This is a genomic window from Anaerocolumna sp. MB42-C2 (assembly GCF_030913705.1).
Lineage (GTDB): Bacteria > Bacillota > Clostridia > Lachnospirales > Lachnospiraceae > Anaerocolumna.
The window spans coordinates 2,120,460-2,141,868 of the sequence record NZ_CP133190.1; the positions used below are offsets into that span (position 1 = coordinate 2,120,460).

At 36.2% G+C, this 21,409-nt stretch carries 13 protein-coding genes and 2 pseudogenes; 6 read left to right on the forward strand and 9 right to left on the reverse strand.

The window, feature by feature from the left end:
- The first annotated feature begins 199 nt into the window (after nt 1-199).
- Nucleotides 200-577 (forward strand): hypothetical protein, encoded by a 378-nt coding sequence (locus RBU59_RS09440; protein ID WP_308147630.1) that lies wholly within the window; start codon nt 200-202, stop codon nt 575-577.
- Nucleotides 578-717: 140 nt separating this feature from the next.
- Here RBU59_RS09440 and RBU59_RS09445 read toward each other — a convergent pair whose 3' ends face one another.
- Nucleotides 718-4,080, reverse strand: coding sequence for a DUF5107 domain-containing protein (locus RBU59_RS09445; protein WP_308147631.1), 3,363 nt, complete (start codon nt 4,078-4,080; stop codon nt 718-720).
- A 249-nt stretch (nt 4,081-4,329) separates the two neighbouring features.
- Between RBU59_RS09445 and RBU59_RS09450 the strand changes: the two genes are divergently transcribed.
- Complete coding sequence (locus RBU59_RS09450) at nt 4,330-5,193, forward strand: AraC family transcriptional regulator (RefSeq protein ID WP_308147632.1); 864 nt, start codon at nt 4,330-4,332, stop codon at nt 5,191-5,193.
- Nucleotides 5,194-5,379: 186 nt separating this feature from the next.
- On the opposite strand, the gene RBU59_RS09455 is transcribed toward RBU59_RS09450, so the two are convergent.
- The 4 genes from RBU59_RS09455 to RBU59_RS09470 all read right to left on the reverse strand — a co-directional run bounded on the left by RBU59_RS09455 (nt 5,380) and on the right by RBU59_RS09470 (nt 10,834).
- Nucleotides 5,380-7,479: an alpha-galactosidase gene (locus tag RBU59_RS09455; protein ID WP_308147633.1), complete on the reverse strand. Its 2,100-nt coding sequence runs from the start codon at nt 7,477-7,479 to the stop codon at nt 5,380-5,382.
- A 100-nt stretch (nt 7,480-7,579) separates the two neighbouring features.
- The gene (locus RBU59_RS09460; protein WP_308147634.1) at nt 7,580-8,407 is read right to left on the reverse strand and encodes a carbohydrate ABC transporter permease; all 828 of its coding nucleotides are present in this window, start codon (nt 8,405-8,407) and stop codon (nt 7,580-7,582) included.
- 10 nt (nt 8,408-8,417) lie between these two features.
- Nucleotides 8,418-9,323 carry a carbohydrate ABC transporter permease gene (locus tag RBU59_RS09465; protein WP_308147635.1) on the reverse strand — a complete coding sequence of 302 codons (906 nt, stop codon included), beginning with the start codon at nt 9,321-9,323 and terminating at the stop codon, nt 8,418-8,420.
- A gap of 200 nt (nt 9,324-9,523) precedes the next feature.
- A complete protein-coding gene (locus tag RBU59_RS09470) occupies nt 9,524-10,834 on the reverse strand; it encodes an ABC transporter substrate-binding protein (RefSeq protein ID WP_308147636.1) in 1,311 nt (436 codons plus the stop codon).
- 603 nt (nt 10,835-11,437) lie between these two features.
- Here RBU59_RS09470 and RBU59_RS09475 point away from each other — a divergent pair.
- Nucleotides 11,438-12,502, forward strand: a complete 1,065-nt coding sequence (locus RBU59_RS09475; protein WP_308147637.1) for an aldose epimerase family protein — start codon at nt 11,438-11,440, stop codon at nt 12,500-12,502.
- A 435-nt stretch (nt 12,503-12,937) separates the two neighbouring features.
- Here the strand turns inward: RBU59_RS09475 and RBU59_RS09480 are convergent, their stop codons facing one another.
- From RBU59_RS09480 to RBU59_RS28640, 4 genes and pseudogenes are all read right to left on the reverse strand, one after another.
- On the reverse strand, nt 12,938-13,432 hold the full coding sequence (locus RBU59_RS09480; protein ID WP_308147638.1) for an HD domain-containing protein: 495 nt from the start codon (nt 13,430-13,432) through the stop codon (nt 12,938-12,940).
- 165 nt (nt 13,433-13,597) lie between these two features.
- Entirely contained in the window at nt 13,598-14,800 is a 1,203-nt protein-coding gene (locus tag RBU59_RS09485) for a glycosyltransferase family protein (RefSeq protein ID WP_308147639.1), read from the reverse strand.
- A gap of 492 nt (nt 14,801-15,292) precedes the next feature.
- Nucleotides 15,293-15,640: pseudogene (locus RBU59_RS09490) on the reverse strand (NAD(P)-dependent oxidoreductase); the annotation flags it as partial.
- A pseudogene (locus RBU59_RS28640) lies at nt 15,636-16,018 on the reverse strand (sugar phosphate isomerase/epimerase); the annotation flags it as partial. The pseudogenes RBU59_RS09490 and RBU59_RS28640, both read right to left, overlap by 5 nt.
- Nucleotides 16,019-16,315: 297 nt before the next feature.
- On the opposite strand from RBU59_RS28640, the gene RBU59_RS09500 reads away from it, so the two are divergent.
- The 3 genes from RBU59_RS09500 (at nt 16,316) to RBU59_RS09510 (ending at nt 21,303) form a co-directional block, all read left to right on the forward strand.
- Nucleotides 16,316-18,076, forward strand: coding sequence for a sensor histidine kinase (locus RBU59_RS09500; protein ID WP_308147640.1), 1,761 nt, complete (start codon nt 16,316-16,318; stop codon nt 18,074-18,076).
- Nucleotides 18,073-19,557 carry a response regulator transcription factor gene (locus RBU59_RS09505; RefSeq protein ID WP_308147641.1) on the forward strand — a complete coding sequence of 495 codons (1,485 nt, stop codon included), beginning with the start codon at nt 18,073-18,075 and terminating at the stop codon, nt 19,555-19,557. Before RBU59_RS09500 ends, RBU59_RS09505 begins: the two co-directional genes overlap by 4 nt.
- A gap of 114 nt (nt 19,558-19,671) precedes the next feature.
- Complete coding sequence (locus tag RBU59_RS09510; protein WP_308147642.1) at nt 19,672-21,303, forward strand: extracellular solute-binding protein; 1,632 nt, start codon at nt 19,672-19,674, stop codon at nt 21,301-21,303.
- The last annotated feature ends 106 nt before the right edge of the window (nt 21,304-21,409 follow it).

The window sequence follows — 21,409 nt, forward strand, 5'->3', positions numbered from 1 at the left end:
TAAAAAGATTCTCCCTGTATTTTTAGAACCTCAAAACTAGTCAATTGGTTTTGACGTTTTAATCTTAAATTATACGAACGAGAAAATTAACCTGTTTTGGTATTCTTTTATTAAGGAAATGCAGAATAGGTATTTTATTAATAGAAGAAAATAAGTTTGAGAACAACAATCTCAAATTAATGAAAGGCGGTAAGTTATCATGAATCATAATGTTTCAAACAATTTAAACAAAACAAGCAGTGAGAATGAACGCAGAGTCGATCACCTTATTAATTTAGTGGAAAAAGAGACGAGAACCGAACGGCATCTGGAGCAGAACTCGGATATTTCAAATCCGGAAAATATACAACATGCAAAAGAAGTTCAGCAAAACCGCGAAGAAGAAATTGACAATCTGAAAAACATCCTTGTTTCCGGTGAACACAGTAATAATAACCAGGTAAAAAACCTGGAAAAACGTTATGAATATACCAATGGTTACCTGGAGCATAATAAAGACCATATGGATAAAGAGGCTCTAAAAAATACGATTGAAAAGCAGGAACATCGCAAAGATCAGTTAAATTCCATGAAATAAATATAGAGGAATCCTGAGGAAAGTAATTTATAAAACCACTTTTTTCATAGACAGCTTTCGTAAATGCCGGCCTATTAAAAAGTGGTTTTAATAATATTGCAACCAGGATACTTAAATTTTATTGAACTTAGAGCATTGTTTCAAATTTTATTATATAAAATACAATTTAAATGATTTTTATCTAATTCCAGGGTTTTTGCAAATGCTTCTTTTGCCTTCTCTATATCTCCAAGCCCTAAATTTCCCAATCCAATCAGATAATAACAATGAGCTTCATTTCTTTTATCCCAATCTTCCTCAAAAATCATAAAATCCGGCAGGGATACCGCAAAATAATCGATTCGTATTTTGTCAAACCTGTGCTGTTCCCCGTAGTCAATTAATTTGTAAAATCTGGCATTGGACGCTGCTGTTTTACCTAATTTTTTTAAAGCAAGACCCTGATATAAAATCATATCTGCAGGCTGGTCATTATAATACATCATACCTGCAGGTTCTTCGTTTCCTTCTGCTGCCAGATTGTAGTATTCTTTTGCAAACTCTGTTTTTCCCATAGCCTCATAAGTGCAGCCGATATAATAATTCAGATGGTTATCCTTTGTTCCTTCTAATTTTCCTTCCCCCAGGTTCTCAGGATAAACCAGGGCAGCTTTTAGATACTTCATTGCTTTATCATAATCTCCTGCCTTTAATTCACCTTTGGCAAGTTCTAAAAGAGACGTTTTGTATTGGGCAGTTACTTTACCTTCTCCACCTTCCCACGGATGAAATTTATGAGCCAGGATGTTATCCAATGCTTTCGCGTGTTCACCAATCTGATTTAATAGAGTAATATATTCAATATACATATCATCCCTTTGCTTAAAAGTATCCGGGTGTGTTTCATATAATGACAATCTTTCTGCGGCGGATAAGTTAAACTTCTTATATAATTGATCCAACTCAAGCATGATTCTGTCATCCGTTGTATTAAGAGCAAAAGCTTTTTCAAGAGCTTTCCTTGCTTTGACCGGATCTTTCTCTTTATTATAATATACATGAGAGAGATTTCTGAAAACTGCCCCATTGGAGTTATCCCGTTCTGCACTTATCTCCCATAATTCTTTTGCTGTTTTAAACTGCTTTTTGTCATAATATAAATTTCCCAGCAAATAAGGTGCTTTGGCATCTTTTTTGTTATTTTCTATTGCATAAAAAAGTACCGGTATGTCCTCTAATTTATTAGGAAAACAAAAAAGGTTGGTTCGCTTTTGCGCAGCTTTTAATGCTTCTTCAGCTTCATTCGTATCGGACAATTTATTGCTGTAATATGCTTCATAATATTTCAGCATGGGATTTTCTTCGCTGCAAAGTTTTAGAACATCGATTGCTTCCTGATATAAACCGAATTCCGCGTAATCTCTTGCTGTCTGAATAAAATTCTCAGAGAAATTACGCATAAGACTAACTAAGTTCTCAGTTAATTCCTCCCCTGATTCATTATAAGCCAACGGTTTTTCACTTTTGGTCCCCTGCTGATTATTTTCAGTTTCAGATATTACATTGACAGCTTTTTGATTTAATATCTTTTCATAGGCACTGACATAATCAAACCCATCGATTTTTAGACTTTCTTCAATAAAGTCATTAACCTCTTTATGTCCCAGCTTTCTTAAAATTACTGCTTTTAAACCTCTGGCTTTGATATTATGGCTGTTTTTTATTAATGCTTTCTCTATGAATTCCAAAGCTTCCTTATACTTCTCTTTCCTTACTGCAATAGCCGCTAAATAATAAAAGGACATTTCCTGCTGCTCATTTGTCCAGGATGCCTTATAGAAAGCATCAAATGCTTCTTCCATATGTTCCTGACAGAATAGTGACAGACCCAGAAAATAATATGCTTCACTATTATATGGATTGGGATTTTTCCATGTCAGCCTTTTAATTGCCGTGCGAAAATGCTCTTCTGCCTCTTTTAATAATCCCCTTCGGAATAAAAGGGATCCGTAAGCATTATTAATGCGGATGTCTCCTTTATCCCTTCTCAACCCTTCCAGATAATAATCATCCGGTTCATAGGTAGCGTGACGATACTGTTCAATATGTAAACCTGTAAGATATAATTCTTCGTTTGTAAATATTTCAGCCGGGTCCTTGGCCGGTTCTGCAGGGTCCGGTAATTTTTCACTTTTCTTTTTAACGGGAGTATAATCTACGAGTAACCGATCCATTTTATCATAAACCTCCACTGTTAATTCGTGTTCTAAGGAGAAAGATAACGGAATGGTTTTTTCATAGATTGATACAGGTGATATCGTTTTTACATCCTGACTGATAAGTTCACCTTTATTTTTTAATACAATTTTAGCAGATTCATATTTCTCAGTGGCATATACACACAAATACACACTATTTTCTTCGCAAACCATATTTACCATTGCATGGATCGTGGCATTTTTTACTTCTCCCACGGACTTATACGGCATAAAATATTGCTTAAACGTCTTTTCTTCAAATGGTTTCAGCCAAGAAAAATCCGGCTGATTATCCGTATATACTCCGGTCATTAATTCAATATACGGCCCGTCTTCATCTGTCAGATTTCGGTCCCAGGCTTTGCCGAACTCTCCACTCCCCCAGGTCCACTGCTTTTTACCGGGAGAGATGTGATGATCCGCCACATGGAGGATTCCAGCTTTTTTTCGGTAATCGTATCCTCCCACAAAATCAAAATCCGATCTTTCTGCCATATAGGAGGTGGGTACAGGTATATTTTTATACCTGGAAATATCTACCCCTTCGCTGTAATCCTTTTTATAATATACTCCGGTTGCTATAGGGAATTTGGATACATCCCTTTTCCCGTGATCCATAACAGCATGAACATCCGGCGGAAATATGGACTGAGTGTAATCATTGACTGCTACTGCCGGATTAGCCCACCAAAGAAAAGTCTGCGGGAACGGAGTCCTATTATAAAGCTGGCCTCTGATTTCTATATACGCTTTGTCCGGATATAAAGTAAAAGCCGCAATTCCTTTTGTTCCGTACATCTGATCCACGTCATTTACCAAAACCGTTCTGCTCCCATCTTCATTCTCCTGTAATTTATAATCTACCGGTAAAAAAGTGGTCGGTCTATGATGCTGGGGCCAGTTAAATTCAATTCCGCCTGAAATCCACGGACCGGTTAAACCCACCAGAGCAGGTTTTATTACATGATTATAATATACGAAATCATAATCATTTGTTTTATCATAAGCTCTTTGGATTCTTCCTCCCAGTTCCGGCAGAATCATAACCTTAATATATTGATTTTCAAGGTATATGGCATGATATTCTTTATCCACCTTTTTATCACTGATTTTTTCTATCACCGGATATGGATATACTTTCCCTGAGCTGCCCTGATAGACTCTTTTTTCTGAAAATATCGGATTTTTACCCGGTTCTCCAATTTCATAGGTAGGAATTGTCACGACTTCTTCCCATACCTTAACACTATTAAATTCCTCGTTCAAACTGATACCTCCTTGTTTTCTATTTGCAGTTGCATTATACAAAACATTTCTTTCAATTACATTAGTTTGATTTGCTATATAGTTTTGAAAAATTGCTCTCTTTAACATCTTGTTTTTTATCTTATATATTATCCTAACTAAGAATTTTTACTTGTTGACATGGTATTTCTTATACCTTATAATAACTATATAGTATATTCTGTGACCATGAAGTTTTAAAATTAGTCATGTCGGAAAGAGGTTGAAATTATGAAACCCATTGATCTGGGATTATCCCCTGATTCAGCGATCTATTTTCATTCTGCCAGTACACAGGCGCAGAAGATGTTCTTTTGCCTTATGTGCACCGGCCATTATTACTGTGATACGAATTATGCTGTTTCCAGAAGTAAATATGACAGTTACTTAATTATGTATATTAAAAGAGGGCAGGGTTCTGTTACCATAGATCAAAACACCATACCTTTTTCAAGCGGGCAGGTAGTGCTGATTGATTGTTATAAACCTCATTCCTATAAAGCATTGGGTGATATGGAGACCTTATGGATTCACTTTTATGGTAATACCTCCAGGGAATATTGTGATTATATCGTTTCCAAGTCAGGTAATGTTATCACGTTAAAAGATACTTACTCCTTTGAAAATAAACTGAATAAAATTTATACCTCTTTTTATAGTAACAATAAACTAAGCGAAGCCCTTATATCCCAATATATTACCAATTTATTAACTGCCCTGATTACTTTTACCAATGAAACCAAACCAAGCTACAGTCATTCTGATACAATTGAAGATACCATTGCCTTTATCTGTGATAACATCAGCCGCAATATCAGTTTACATGAATTGGCTTCCCGGGTTTCTTTAAGTCCTTATTATTTTACCAGGCTGTTTAAAAAAGAAACGGGTTTTACTCCCCACGAATATATTATTACGGCCAGAATCAACGCAGCGAAATTTTATTTAAAATCCTCCCGCTATCCTGTTAAGGAAATCTGTTTCAGCTGCGGTTTTACCAGTGAAAGCAATTTTTGCACCTCTTTTAAAAAAATAGTTGGCATAACTCCGTCCGATTACCGGGAAAGCTTCTCCGGATTATCCGTAAAGTTATAATTAGGATACATTCGAATGTTCAGATGTTGTTGAAAATAAAAAATTTATCTTACTTGGAGTCTGGTTTCCTATGTATGACATGTAATTCATATAATTTTAGAGCTGAATCTTGTCCCTAAAGGCAACTGAAGCTATAAAATTCGTATGAATTGTATGGAACATTTAGATAACTATATAGTTTCGCAATCATCTATCTTTTATTATCTCAATCATCTGACTGTCATAATCTCCTTTTAAAACAATATCCAATCCATGATACATCAGGTAAGCACCTGATTTCTCATACACCGTTTCATTAGCACTGATACGGTAATTGCTTTCATTACATAAACCTTTAAATTTTAAATTATAATGTTCTTTACCATATCTGCCGTTTATCAGAAATGAAAAAACAATACCGCTACCGTCTTTCTGGTATTGCACTGCATGAAATTCATCTTTTGTCAGGCTTTTTAAGCGGTATAACTTGCCGAATTGTACAATATTCCTGATTTTTTTATATACTGCCACTTGTTTTTTGATTTCTTCTGCTTCCTGATTACTTATGGTGTTTAAATTATTACCGATTCCTAAACTTCCGCACATAGCCGAACGCATGGCAAAAGTGACCGGTATTTTTCTATTGGTCAATCCGTCCGGTGTGTCGGTAATCCATGCCCGCATGTATTTGGCAGGATAGATATAGCTGTAACTTTCCTGTATCTCCAGACGGTCTAAGGCATCCACGTTATCACTTGGCCAATACTCATCAAAATATCTCATGGCACCCAAATCCACACGTCCGCCGCCGGAGGCACAGGCTTCGAATTCCACCTCCGGGTGTCTTTTTCTGCATTCATTAATTACACGGTAAAAATTTCTTGTGTGTTTAACCCATACCTCTTTTCTCTCCTCTGGCGTTTCGCCGCAGACAGAAGTCTCTCCGACAGGCCGGTTCATATCCCATTTAATATAGTCTATTTTATATTCGGTTAATAATACGTCAATAAACTGTATCATAAACTGCACAACTTCTTCTTTTGTTAAGTTTAAAGCATACTGGTTCCTGCCTTTTAAGATGGTACGGTTAGGATATTGATAGACCCAATCCGGATGTTCTCTGTAAAGGTTGCTGTCTTCATTCACCATTTCCGGTTCGATCCATATTCCAAATCCCATATTAAGTTTATTTACCTCTTCAATGAGTGGATTAAGTCCTTCCGGGAATTTTACTTTACTTACATACCAGTCACCTAAGGAACTGAAATCTGAATTTCTATTTCCGAACCAACCGTCATCGATGACAAATAATTCCGCTCCGATCCCTGCAGCTTTTTTTGCTAACTTTACCTGTTCCTCAAACCGCACATCAAAAAGTGTAGCATACCAGGAATTATATAAAACTCTAAGAGGTTTCTCTGCAAATGCTTTTGGTGCAAGCTCCTCTAAACAAAACCGATGCATGGTATGAGACATTTCGGCAAATCCGCTCCCGGAATATCCGCAATATACTGCCGGAGTTTCAAAACAATCCCCGGATTTTAAAACCCAGGAGAAATCCGTATCACTAACTCCAATCAGCACATTTAGATACTCATAAGGTGTCGCTTCCGCTACTATCTTAAAATTACCCGAGTATTCCAGCGCACCGTAATAAACTTCTCCTCTGTCTTCCTCTGCATCTTTATGTATCATAAAACATGGATTAGCTACATGGGCTGTGGAACCCCGTAAACTTTCATATACCTTTTTCCCTGCATTTATTTTATCTGAATATCTCTTAAATTCTGCACCCCAGGTACCGTTAAAATTAATGAGTTCATAGGATGTGCCGGGAATCCCATATTCTGCGGAGTAAAAACGCTCTAATACAATATCTGACTCACCCAGGTTTTCCGCTTTTCTATATCGTTTAATTATATTTTCTTTCTCAAATACTTCATAAAATAAGGTCACTTGAAATGGATAAAAAATATCCTTAAGTGTAACCAAAAGGCAATTGTTATTTACTTCATATCCAGTCACCTGATATCTGAAATCTCCCACACCATCTGAGTACCTCAGCTTTATGGAGGTTTCTTTATAACGCATCATTCCAAAGGAAGAACATTCTTCCATGGTTTTATCAATACAGGCATGATAAGAATTTTCTCTGTGTATTTCGCTATCTTCAAAATCTTTAATCTCATCTATTTTCCTACCCCAATATAAATGATTTAATATTCCGTTTTTATCTATCTTAAAAACATAAGAGGTTTTCTCGGTATTTAGTAAAAAGGTTTTATTTTCATAGACCTGAATCGGCATAATCGTTCTCTCCTTCTATTTTTGAGGCTTTTGAGCCAAATCCTGTATACTAATACAATCGTTTCATTTCATAACTGCTTGTAAAACATGTTATTACTCCCTAGTTCTTGGAGCCGGTAGTTGCGATACCCTCTACAAATTGTTTCTGGAATATAATAAATAAAACTACCATGGGTATAATTGCAATTACGGAACCGGCCATTAACTCAGGATAATTTGTGGTATATTGCCCCTGCAGTAATGCCAAACCGGAAGATAAGGGCATTTTTTCAGGCGTCATATTAACAATTAAAGGCCACATTAAATCTTTCCAGGCAAACAGGGAAGTAAAAATAATCAAGGATACAATACCGGATTTCGCCAATGGAAGCATTATTTTCGCAAATACCTGCCCAGTGTTACATCCGTCCAAAATCGCTGCTTCCTCCAGTTCATCCGGTATGCCCATAAAGAACTGGCGCAGCAGAAAGGTTCCAAAAGTACTGGCAATACCGGGTACGATTAATGCTTTTACCGTATTGGCCCAACCTATCTTCGAAACAATGATATACTGGGGCAGAATAAAAATTTGGGAGGGTACCATCATAGGCAGAAGGACTACAAGAAATAAAATTCCTTTACCCGGAAAGTCCAATCTGGCAAAGGCATAAGCCGCCATAGCACTGAATATGGTAGAAGTCAGCAGTCTGACCGCAATCATAATAAAAGTATTGGTAAAAAAATGTGTAAAGGGCAAGGTGTTCCATACACTTGTAAAATTAACAAAACTCCAGCTGTCCGGTAAAATCTTAGGAGGAATCTGCAGGGATTCGGATAAAGTTTTAAACGAGGTTAAAATACTCCAAATAAAGGGAAGCACCATGATAATACTTCCTAAAACCAATAAAAAATACACAACTAAATTGCCTTTAACTAATTTTCTTTTCATACGAATTCTCCTATCGATAAAATACCCATTTTTTCTGCAGCTTCATTTGGATAAAAGTTATGATTAATATAATAATCAACAATATTGTCGCTATTGTGGAACCATACCCCTTATTGTAATTAACAAAGGTATACCTGTAATACATATATACGACAGACTGGGCTGCTTTTTCAGCCGGATTACTCTGACCCACCATCATAAAGATATGGTCGAATACCTGAAAAGAACTTATAAAGGTTGTTAGTGTTACAAAAAATAAGGTTGGTGAAACCAGTGGAAGAGTTATATTCCTAAATTTGCAGAAAGACCCTGCACCGTCTATTTCAGCTGCTTCATAAAATGTTTTAGGAATATCCTGAAGTCCTGCCAGTAAAATAATCATATTGTAACCAACCATGGACCAGATACCAACGATAATCACCGCAGATAATATAAAATGACTGCTTCCCAGCCAATTAGGCCCTTTGATTCCGAATAGTGACAGAGTATAATTAATTAAACCGTATTCCGAATTATAAAGCCATCTCCATACCATAGCAATTGCCGCAGGTGCTGAAACTACGGGAATAAAATATAAGGTCCGAAAAAACCCTTTTCCTCTGATCTTTACATTTAAGAAAACCGCAGTCATTAGAGATAATGCAACTCCTACCGGTACTGCTACCACGGCATATAGGAATGTATTCAGCAATGATTTCAATAATTCTTTATCGTGAAAGGCTTTTAGGTAATTATCAAAACCAATCCACCTAGGGGCTGCCATTCCTTTCAGTTCATTAAAGCTGTACCAGCTGGTCTGAATTATCGGCCATATATTTAACAGAAGTATTAATATAATCGTTGGAGCAACAAAAACATACGCCCAAACCCATATCTTGACTTTCTTTTTGTTTATACCTGCATATTTTTTTTCCATTTGTAACTCCTATCTTTAATTTCCCGGATGGCTATCCGGAAATTATGATTCATTTGTTTCTTCTCTTACGAGATTTAACCAGGATCCAGCGCTGACGTACTGTTACTTACAGTGACAAACCAGAAATAAATGGATAGCAATTTAATATTAACAATCACTATCCATTTAGAAATATTATTTACATGAATACCGTTTGAAACCTATTTCGCATCCAAAATCTCCTGCACCTGATCCGCTATCTGTTTACAACCGTCTTCTGCACTGATGCTTCCGGTAAATACCTGGGTCATAATATCTTCTTCCAAAGTGACCCAGTCTCTTCTGGATTTTACATATTGTGTGGAATATCCGTAATCCGCTGCATCAACAAAAACTTTAGCATTAATCTTAGGAAATCCTTCAACCCATGGATCCTGTGAGCCGGTGAATGCAGAAATCGCTGCTCCGGACTTTGACTGAATCAAATTGGCATCCAGACTGCCTAAATACTCAACGAATTTCCAGGCTTCCTCCGGATGTTTGGTCTTTGCAGCTATGGAATAACCCATACCGCCGCAGATAGAACCTCTCTGAACTTTCTGAGGCATTGGCGCAACATCCAAATTTAAACCTTCAATTGCAAGATATTCCGTAGCCATCCAAGAACCGGCTGTAATCATTGCTGCTTTTCCAGATTCAAAATACTGATCCGGTGTGGTGTTTGCAAAATCTTCTGTTGTAGGTGAAAAACCTTTTTCAATAAAAGAAACCCCGTACTTGATTGCTTCAATTGTTTTCGGATCATCATACAAAGAATCTGTTTCATCTGCATTTATTACATCGGAGCCATTCTGCCAGATCAGATTGTAATAAAAATTCTGGCTGTTGCATGGAGCTAACATTCCATAGATTCCTTTGTCCTTATTGGTCAGTTTTTCTGCGGCACTCATCCAATCATCCCAGGTCCAGGTATCATCCGGATAAGATACTCCTGCAGCATCAAAAATATCTTTGTTGTACCATAAACCAATTGTGCTATAATCTTTTGGAATACCATATTGAACTCCGTCTATATTAAAATCTTCACCGATAAACTGAGGATAATTTTTAAGGTCAATACTGGAACCGGAAATTTTATCCGATAAGTTCATTAATGCATTACCCTCTACGTAATTATAAATCTGTTCCGGATGCATCCAGAATATGTCCGGCATGTTTCCGCCGGATGCTGCCGCATTTAACTTTGTCCAATACTGGTCCCATGGTGTTACTTCGACTTTCACTGTTATATTAGGATTTTCTTTCATAAATGCATCTGCCATTGCCTGCATTCCGGCCTGTTGATTTGCATCCCATATGGCAAAAGTCAAATCAACTTTTTCTCCGGCGGAATCTCCCTGTTTCGTATCTGTATCACCGGTTGCTGCCGTATCCTTACTCTCCCCGGAAGATTTACTGCATCCTGCTGCCAAACTGACGCACAATAATAGAGTTAAAACTAAACTTATAATTTTTTGAATCCTTTTACTCATAAAACCTTCTCCTTATACTGTTGATTAATAATTTCCTTTGTTAAAAACCGAAACTCTATATACCTGGCTATTGAAACAGCCTATCCCGCTGCACCTCCAATCCAATTCTTAACCGTTTTGGTTATTCAGATTATAACGCTATAACGGAAACAATACATTATTTTATATTGCTCAAGTCTTTATAAAAATTGCTCTATTTCTTTTTGCATATTGTTTGTTTTTCATACAAATTGTATAGTACAGTTTATGAAATTGAATATATAGCAAAACAGTGAACCAATATTCTGTACTTCATCCTAAGAATACCGAAGTATAATTTAGGAGGGAAATAATATAAGAAATGTATCATTTTAAATGATTAGGTACTAATTACGACAGAATCTATAATTTTGAGATTAATTGAAAAGATTCGAGTGTCAAAAGGTCAATTTTGCGTTTTGAATACCAGCGTATATATATTCATAAAATGCAGATTGAGAGAACTTTTGACACCCTAATCTTGAAAGAAAAAAAAGAGAAAGGAAAGCCATAAGATTTTTCAAAATTTTATTAATGGCAGCAATAACACATTCAGGAGCTGATGTGTTATTCGATGGGTGATTTATGAAAATAGCCACAGCAAAATCAGGAACATACTTACAGGAGGATATTTATAAATATACCTTATCAAATGATAATAATGTAGAAATATCTGTTCTATCATATGGAGGAACAATAACTGATATTACAATACCGGATAAAGATTCCGGTTTAAGAAATATTGTTTTAGCTTTGGATTGCTTTGAGAGTTATATCAATAATCCTCTTTACCCTGGAGCAACTCTTGGTCCTAATGCCGGCCGTTTACAGGATGGAGTTCTTAAAATTGGCAGTAATACCTATCTGCTTAGCAGAAATGACGGGAATCATAATCTGCATGGTGGATTTGTTTCGGTTTCTTATATGAATTGGATAAAAAAAGAGATAAAACAGAATAATAACAGCATTTCGCTCACATTATGTACATTTTTAGAAGACGGGCAGGATGGTTATCCCGGAAACAGACAGATAACTGCAACCTATACATTAGATAATACTGACCGGCTGACTATCGATTATGAAGCATCTACGGATAAAGATACTTATTTTAATTTATCAAATCATACCTATTTTAACTTAACCGGTGACCTTAACCATTCCGGTTTGGAACAGATTCTTACCATAAACGCAGACACCTATATCAGAAACAATTCAGAGCATCTGCCGGTAGAATTCTGCCCTGTTGATGCCAGTCCCTTTGATTTTCGAAGGCCTGTGACCTTACAGGAGAATCTGCTTCATTATCCGAATCACTCACAGTTAAAAAACTCCAGAGGTTATAATAATGGCTTTGATATACGAAAAGCCGTGGAAAAAGCCGAACCGGTACTAAGTCTTTGGAGTCCGGACAAAACCGCAGGGCTCAGAATGTATACTGATGCGCCGTGTCTGGTCGTATATTCCGGAGGCTTTATTGAAAATAGCTATAAACTGAAAAATGGAATCAAACTAACAAAGAGTTGTGCCTTAGCATTGGAAGCACAGGATTTTCCGGATGTATTTCATTTTGGGGAAAATTTTGTTAAAATTACAAGGAAAAAGGAACGTTTCAAAAGAAAAATAACATATGAATTCTTATACCAAACTTAGAATAGATAGATAAGATTGCAATAAATATGATTATACTTTTTCAAAAAGGATAAGGGACCATTATTAAGTCATTATTTTTAAATAGCTTTGTGATGGACCCTAATGAAAATAGAACTAATATGTTAAAATATTATTCTCCGTATTATAGTTTAATATTAAAGAATACTTATAAGCTTTCGGATACATATACAATTGTTCTCCAAAGGAGGAATCCCAATCCTTTTCTACTTCCTGGGGCTGTGAATATCCGTCTTTACCTTTAGAAGTTGAAACAAACCTATTGTAATACTTGCTGCTCGGGTCACTTACCAGCCAATGTGTTTCATCTACTTTTATATAAGGTATTTTAATTTTAGTTTTTAGAGGCTACTCCAAATGCAGCTGTAAAATAATAGTATCCATTACCGATACTTACTTCGTCAACAAATTTATACATTAGATATCTATTTTCCGCTTCAGGGAATTGTAAGTATCTTTATGAAAAGTTTCATGAAGAGAGCAGAATTTATCTACTAAGCATACAACCATACTTTCTTTATAGATTGGGGGTACGGGTGTCAACGGGAACATATGCTTTATTATGATATCTGTTTCAATCGTATTTAATTGTTTTATTCTTTCAGCATTATTTAAAGCAGCTTTTGGATGCCTGAATCCATGTAATTTATGGGATTTCTCCTTTACATGCCAGTCATATAAAAAGTAATCATGTAACAGTGCCCCCACCAAAAGGCTGTTCTTATCACAGGAGATGTGGAGTAACCTTGCCAGAAATAAGCTATAATAGGCAACTGCTATGCTATGCCAAAGGCAAGAAGTATCTCCGTGCTGTATATATTTATCTATAGTGAAAAACACTGATACTGCCGCAAGTTCTCTTAATTTTATATTTAACTCGTAAACTATATCATCCGAAAAAATAATTATCACGTCCTTTTTTATAAATATACGCTTACTCAACTGTTGTATACAAGTATCAGACAATTATATTATCAGAAAACAGGTTTTATCACAATGCTTTTCTTAAGAAATGTATCTGCTAATCAACTAACTAATATTTTATGAGTTTATGTTTAAGATTAAATATACTGCTGTTTACTTCCAAAAACATTCCCTGTTAATATACATAGATAGAGTTTCAGCCCGATTCTTCCAGGTATGAATAATTCTCGATTTTTGGAATCCCGCCTCCGCTATATCCGCGGCCTTATCTGGGTTACCTAATAAATCTCCGGTAATGGCAGGAAGCTTATCCATTGATGCTAATGAATACAATACAATATCACTTTCCTCTGTAAATTGCTCCGTTATATAGGTACTGCCGTCACTTAAGCTGACCGATTTACTCAACATGGTATTAAAGATTCGGTCATGGGCACCGGCCTTAAACCAGGGCATAACATTAAGGGAAATCCGGGAATCCAGCATATTTAAAATGCATTCATGGGACTCGATTCCTCCATGTATGACCAGGTTATTTTTATTTCTGCACTCAAGCAAATCCCATCCTTTTCCAAACACATCAACTCTGAAACCGTTATCTACAAGTGTTTGAACTGCCAAAGCCCTAAAATAAAATCTGACATAGAGATCAATAAAAATCATAGAAGCCATAGCATTTTTTAAATCTTCTTCCGTTAAATCGTTAATCTCAAGTCTGGTTTGGTATTCAATTGCTTCTTCTATCGTTTTATCCGGATTATTAATTAAATTATCAATTATGTTATGATAGAATAAGGAATAATCGTCATCAATACGGTTAATGTATTTATCAAATGTATGAGGAGGTGTATAATTGCCGGTAAATATGATATCATATTTTCTTTCTTCATATGATATGAATCGATCTGTCAGCTGCGTACCGGCAAGCGGTAAAAAGAATACATTTTTTAGGTCAGGAAAAAACCGCTTCATATAATTTACATGATTTTGATCAACGCAAAATAAAATATATCTTAATGGGGGTTTCTTAAAAAATTCATGATAATAAAATGGATGATCCACAATAATATTTACACATAAAATCTCACGTTGATTCCAAAAAAACTCTCCGTTTTCCATTAAGAAAATATCTTCATTGTTAAGACCTATGAAATTGAATGTAATCATTACTGTATTCTCTTTTTCACAAAACCAGATAAGATCATTTATTCCCTGATAATCATTGTTAAAATCAAACAAATATACTTCATATCCCTTCTCTGCAAATGCCTTAGCAAGCTGTTCCGAGAAGTATCCAAGGGTTTCGATTTGACCTTTAAATAGAATTATTTTTTTTACTTTTTGAATTTTTGACATTTTATGGTGCCTTCTTTAAGTTAGTATATAGTACTAAACTATTTTATCGGATTTTTTATTAAATAAATAATAACAGGTGCAAGAAAGTGAATTATAAACTTAAAAAAGCTATTTCTGTCTATAAACATTGAAAGGAGCTGTTGCAAACTCGATAAATTCATTATTTTGCAACAGCCCCAACCTCTAATAGTTGCCTTTGCTTCCCATGGTTATAGCTGTTTTAAAATATCCTTACGATAATCCGTTTAATCTAATATAGGGGCAATATCTCTTGTCCTTTATACATTTAATAAGCAGATACGGCTTTTCATTCTTGCCATAATCCGCTTACTAAAGTATAAATGTCCGTGAAATATTACCCCTATATATACTCCTGTAATTCGATATTAAAATATTTGCAACAGTCCCAATATAATTTTTTGCAACCTGTTTAAGCGGAAATGTTACTTTTGATTCTTAATTAAGCGGGCGGCATCTTCTTCGTTGGAGCAATCAACCGTTCACTACATTCTGCAGATGTCCGTCCATAAATGCCCTTAAATTTTCAACCGCCACATCCATAAGCCTTTGCCAGGATTCTTTTGGTGCCCACGCAATATGTAGCGTTATAATCATATTTTTTGCACAAAGCAGTGGATTATCTGCACTGATTGGTTCTTCCGAAGCCACATCTGCCGCTGCTCCCGCTACCTTTCCGTCATTTAAGGCATCCGCCAAATCCTGTTCCTTAATAAGCGGGCCTCTGGAGGTATTAATAATCATAACACCTCTTTTCATCCAGTCTATGGTATCCTTATTAATAATTCCCTGCGTATTTGGAAACAGTGGACAATGCAGACAGCATATAGGATTCTGAAACTTGAAAAAATCCCTCTTCCTTTAAAATATGAAAGAAATCAACCAGCTGCTCCACGTCATTTGCACTGTCGGGGAAGCCAAATCTCGGATGTTGATCCCCATAAGCTTCATAACCTTTTTGACGACAGCATTTCCGATATGAAAGTGTGTTATGTATGGGCGTAAGATTTGAACAACGAATTTACTTGTCTCATAAGTAGTTGGGAAATGTGACAGGTCAACCATCAAGCCAAAATTATTATTAGTCATCCGTATATCCGCGGCAAATCTGGCGGCATAGGGCGCCGGCCCGATTAACGAGACTTTTTCCATATCATAATCAAAGACTTCCAGCTCTACCATCATATTTTTACTTTTTGCAGGTTCTTTTCTTAAATAATACAGCTATAAAAACCAATATAACCAATCTATATTTTCAATTGTACCATTGTATTTTAGTACAAGCAATCGGTTTTCCTTGTTGTAATAAATTATATTTGCATTTCGTCAATATTTTTTATTGTATGTTATTATTTTTCAGCATTTTTTTACATACAACATTTTCTTGTTATAGACTCCCGAACATTTTGAACAATAATATTGTAAATAATCTCGAATCGTAGTAGTATTTGTATACAATTATTTATATATTTAATCAAAATAAGGAGTGAAGTATAAATGCTTAACAGAAAATTGCTAAAATTAAATTATAATTCAATCCAGTTTAAATTTCTTTTCATCTGCCTGGTTATTGCTTTTTGCACTATACTCATTTCTCTTTTCACTTCTTTCTATGCAGAAATAAATACAATTAAAAATACCGCTGCTAATTATATGAAACAATATTTGTCATATGCAGACAACGGCCTTGGTGAAATGATCAATGATGCTAAAAAAACCAGCCTGTCTATAGCAATTGAACATGAAATTGTGTATCCGACCTTACTGGACCCCTCTTCCGAAGCTTCTTACGACTGGTACCAGAAAAAGAAAAAAGTAGAGAGTTATCTATCCGGATTGAAAACCAATAAAGATTATATTAAATCCATCGCCATCGTTACGAAAAATCAGCAGATATACCAGACCGGATATGACTTTTTATTAAAAAAAGATTTAAATAAAAAGTGGTTAACAGATGCCATGAAACAGGATAAACTGCAAATTATCTATAATCCAGACGGCAAACCTGATATTTTGCTCTGCCGTCCGATTCAGTACTCAAAGCAGGCGAAAGCCTTGTGTATTATTGAAATGAATTATGAATATCTAATAAGTGTATATAACACAGAACCTTTGGAGACCGTAAAGGTATTTATATATACCCCCGATCAGAATCTGTTCTTAAGTAATATTGAAGATACAGAAAATAAAACGGATAGGGAAGCCATCAGGGCACTTGCCGGAGGGGAGAATACTTCCGGATTCATTAAACTCGACGGAGAAAAACAGTTTTTTATCCGTTATACTTCCGATATCAGCTCTTTGACTACCGTAAGTCTCGTGCCTTATCGTATTCTGATTAAAGATGCGGTAAATTTAAAATCTAAGTTTATAATCATTGGTATATTAGCTGTTTTTCTGGCTTTGATCGCTTCGTTAATCCTGTCCTCTAAAATATGCCAAAACCTGCAGATTCTGACGAAAAGCATGGAGGATATCAAAGGGGGCAATCTGGATGTCCGTGCCCGGATCGGATCTCAGGATGAAATCGGCAAACTGGCGGATACCTTTAATAATATGATGCTCCGGATAAAAGTTCTTATGGAAGAAGTGAAAGCAAAAGAAAAATTAAAACGTGAAGCTGAACAAAGTGTTCTGGCTGCCCAGATTCAGCCCCATTTTATATACAATACCTTAAACACCATACAGTATATGGCTCATATGAATCATGAAATGCAAATTGAAAATGTTACCAATGCATTAGCGGAGCTTCTTCGCAGCGTTCTCGGCAACCGGGATGAATTCATTACGTTATGGGAAGAGCGGGAATACATAGAAAACTATATCACAATTGAACGGTTTAAATACCAGAACAACTTTTCCCTGATATGGGATGTGGATGAAACTCTGTGGTCTTTCTCTATTCCAAAGCTGCTTCTGCAGCCAATTGTAGAAAACGCTTTAATTCATGGTATTGCTGATATAGCAGATGGGGGTGTAATAAACATAAAGATATATAAAAACGGCAATGAAATCATATTTAAAATTACGGATAACGGTAAAGGTATGCAAACTGAAATTATAGAGAAACTTTTAAATGAGACCCAAAAAGAGGATGGTAACCGGTTCCGCCGGGTTGGTATTGCTAACGTATTAGATCGGATCAATTTGATTTATGGTAAACAATATGGAGGCACCATATACAGTTATCCTGATATGTTTACCTGCGTGGAACTGCACATTCCTTATCTTAACCTTAGGAGGAAGGAGGATTCATGAGTTTAAATATACTTCTTGTAGATGATGATACGGTTTTCAGAGAATATGTAAAGGAAATGCCTATCTGGGAGAAAAGTGAATTTGTATTAAAGGGAGAAGTTAAAAATGCCAGGGAAGCTTTGGCATTTTTATTACGGCATACTGTTGATATTGTTCTTTTGGATGTATCAATGCCGGAAATAAACGGAGTAGAACTTTCCTCCGTCATTGCCGATAAATATCCGGCAGTTGCCATGGTCGCAATCAGCAGTTATGACGACTATGATTTTGTACGTGAAATATTAAAAAATGGGGCTTGTGATTATATATTAAAGCACAGACTTACGCCGGATTTATTGTCGGCAATTTTAGACAGCATCCGCACACGGTTAAAAAATACTTCTTCCTGGGATGCAAAAAAGAAACTCAGACAAAAAACAGACTTCTGGTTAGAAAATGGCGGAAGCAGCCCATTTTTTCAGAATAACTGCAGAAAAGCCGTCACAATTGCTGAGTTTTCCCAGATGGACTCTTTTACGGAAAGCATAAAAGATGCTTTTATTGAAGGAATTCTGCGGATTTTCGAAGCTAATTCCGATGATGAAACAGATGTGCTGGCCCTATTTCGGCCGCCCAACCGCTTTATTGTCATAACCTGCTTTTATTCTGCTATTTCGGAAGCTTTTATACAAAAAAAGACAGATTACAATAATCTGTTATGCAGTAACAATATAAATCGCATTTACCATTTGTCTTTTAAGGTACATAATTGTCCGCTGTTGCTTAGTGATAATGCCATTCGCTCCTATATAAATCACCGGATAAAAGAGGACACCTCTAAAAAACAGGATAATACCCTTGCTTTATCTTTAACAATAAACCAGCAGAAAAAGCTCTTTTCAGCCATTGAATCAAGAAACAATAATGCCGCTGCACTTTTAATACAGGAAATTTTTGAAAAGATACCGCCCTCCAATTACGGTCTGCAGATGATGGTTACAAAAGAGCTTTTGGACCTGATTGATAAGGTATCCGTTGAATACCGGCTATCTCTGGATTTTTTACCGAAAGGGAACCGGTTATTTGAATATACAAAAGCCAAAAACCCCGGGGAGTTGGGGAATATTATTTCCGGCTTGTATACCCAGGTTTTTCGTGAAATTACCAGTAACGAAAAGGACCATAAAAAATATTCGGAAGCAGTTAAAATGGCAATGAATTACCTGCAGCAAAATTACTGTGACCCTATCGGCTTAGATAAAACCGCAAAGGCAGTAGGGCTTAACAGTTCCTATTTAAGCCGTGTATTTCACAAAGAGACTGGGGTCACGGTTGTCGATTATCTGAATCAAATCCGGATAGAAGCTGTGAAAGGGTTTCTTGAGACCAATATGCCCTTAAAAGAAATTGCTAGTCGCTGTGGCTTTCAAAATTATACTTACTTTTTGAAAACATTTAAAAAATATACCGGTAAAACGCCGAAAGAATATCTGTCAATGTAAAATTTAAAAAGTAAAAAATGTGCATAAACAGGTAAAAAAATATAAGTAATTTAGCAATTCTATACCAAATTCCTATTATATACTGAATGTATCAAATAAACAGGAGGTATTTTAATGAAACGAAAAAGATTATTAGCAGTACTATTTATATTTGTTTTATGCATCAGCTCTTTGGGTGCTTGCGGTAAATCTGCTCCAAAAAGCGGTAATAACAATGGAGCCGACACTTCAAAAGGGGAGAACACTTCTACGGGGGCAGAGACGGCAGAAACTCCGTCAAATCTGAATGAAACAGGTTTTCCGATTGTAAAAGATCCGATTACTCTTACGGTATTTGGCTCCAGAGACCAGAACCAGGCGAATTGGGATGAGGTTCTCGTTCTTAAAAAATATAAGGAAATGTCCAATATTAACATGGATTATCAGGAAGTACCGGCAGACGGTTTTGATGAAAGGAAACAGCTTTTATTTGCTTCCAATGAACTACCTGATATCTTGTTAAGATGCGCTTTCACACCAACAGAGATTGCATCTTATGGTGTAGCCAGTAAACAGCTGATGCCTCTTGATGATTTAATTGAAAAATACGCACCTAATTTAAGTGAAATTTATGCCAAAAATCCACTTCTTAAACAAGCTGTTACGGCTCCCGACGGACACATGTATACTATACCGGGGATTGATTTAAGTGCCACCGGCCGTATGGACTTTAAACAGTGGATAAACCAGACATGGCTGAAAGCCGTTGGTAAAGAAGTTCCGACTACGTTAGACGAATTTAAGGATGTATTAATGGCTTTTCGTGATGAAGACCCCAACGGAAACGGTGAAAATGATGAAATTCCTTTAGGAATCCGCGAGCCAAGTTCCATCTACCAATTAGGCAGTGCTTTCGGACTTCAGTATCAGATGCGTGATACCTATAACGTAGATGAAAACGGTAAAATACATAACTGGCTTTGTGATGATGCTTTTAAAGAATACCTCATGTATCTGCATGATTTATATTCAGAAAAACTGTTATGGCAGGATTACTATAAAAACGACCGTTCTCTTTGGAGAAGTAATTTATCCAATGCACTTTTCGGTGCTTTCTATATGCCATATTCCGACGTCTTTTTAAATGTGGAAGATCAGTTTATCGGATATGATCCTTTAATTGGGCCTAATGGAGAGCAGATGTGGGGAGATGCCACTACCGGCGTTGACATAGGTACGTTTGCTCTCAGTAATACCTGCAAAGATCCGGAAGCCGCAATCAGATGGGTCGATTATTTCTTCTCTGAAGAAGGTTCTTTGTTCTTCAGCTTTGGGGTTGAAGGTAAAACCTATCATAAAGATGATAATGGCCAGCCTAAATTTAATGATGATATTCTGAATGCCAAAGAAGGATTTATGACAGCTTTAGGTAAAATCAACCTGATCCCTGGAAAAGGGGTTCCGGTTCTTACCACGGATGTGACCGACGGAACAGTTGCCAGTGCCAAAACAAAAGAAGTTGCAGCCAACCTGGAAAAATTTTTACCTAAAAAAGTATATGCGAAACCTTCCGTAAGTACAGACGATATGGATCGCGTAAATTCCATTGAGCAAGACCTTTTCGCATACCGCGATGAGGCTGTAACCAAATTTATTCTTGGTGAATGGGGATTTGATAAATGGGATGAATACTGTTCTACCATAGATCAGATCGGTATCAAGGACTTGGAAACGATTTATCAAAATGCGTTGGATAATCTGAATTAAATTACTAAACAAACCACACAAAAGAAGCCGTCAGTGCGGATAAAAAAGAATTTGCTTTTGTAAATTCCCGCGCTGACGCGCTGTCACTTTAGTGATAAATTTTCCT

Excerpts from the sequence above, each read along its gene's own strand:
- RBU59_RS09505 (WP_308147641.1), top strand. The coding sequence starts at position 18,073 with ATGAGTTTAAATATACTTCTTGTAGATGATGATACGGTTTTCAGAGAA.
- RBU59_RS09510 (WP_308147642.1), top strand. The coding sequence starts at position 19,672 with ATGAAACGAAAAAGATTATTAGCAGTACTATTTATATTTGTTTTATGC.
- RBU59_RS09460 (WP_308147634.1), bottom strand. The coding sequence starts at position 8,407 with ATGAAAAGAAAATTAGTTAAAGGCAATTTAGTTGTGTATTTTTTATTG.
- RBU59_RS09485 (WP_308147639.1), bottom strand. The coding sequence starts at position 14,800 with ATGTCAAAAATTCAAAAAGTAAAAAAAATAATTCTATTTAAAGGTCAA.
- RBU59_RS09450 (WP_308147632.1), top strand. The coding sequence starts at position 4,330 with ATGAAACCCATTGATCTGGGATTATCCCCTGATTCAGCGATCTATTTT.
- RBU59_RS09500 (WP_308147640.1), top strand. The coding sequence starts at position 16,316 with ATGCTTAACAGAAAATTGCTAAAATTAAATTATAATTCAATCCAGTTT.
- RBU59_RS09455 (WP_308147633.1), bottom strand. The coding sequence starts at position 7,479 with ATGCCGATTCAGGTCTATGAAAATAAAACCTTTTTACTAAATACCGAG.
- RBU59_RS09470 (WP_308147636.1), bottom strand. The coding sequence starts at position 10,834 with ATGAGTAAAAGGATTCAAAAAATTATAAGTTTAGTTTTAACTCTATTA.
- RBU59_RS09465 (WP_308147635.1), bottom strand. The coding sequence starts at position 9,323 with ATGGAAAAAAAATATGCAGGTATAAACAAAAAGAAAGTCAAGATATGG.
- RBU59_RS09475 (WP_308147637.1), top strand. The coding sequence starts at position 11,438 with ATGAAAATAGCCACAGCAAAATCAGGAACATACTTACAGGAGGATATT.
- RBU59_RS09440 (WP_308147630.1), top strand. The coding sequence starts at position 200 with ATGAATCATAATGTTTCAAACAATTTAAACAAAACAAGCAGTGAGAAT.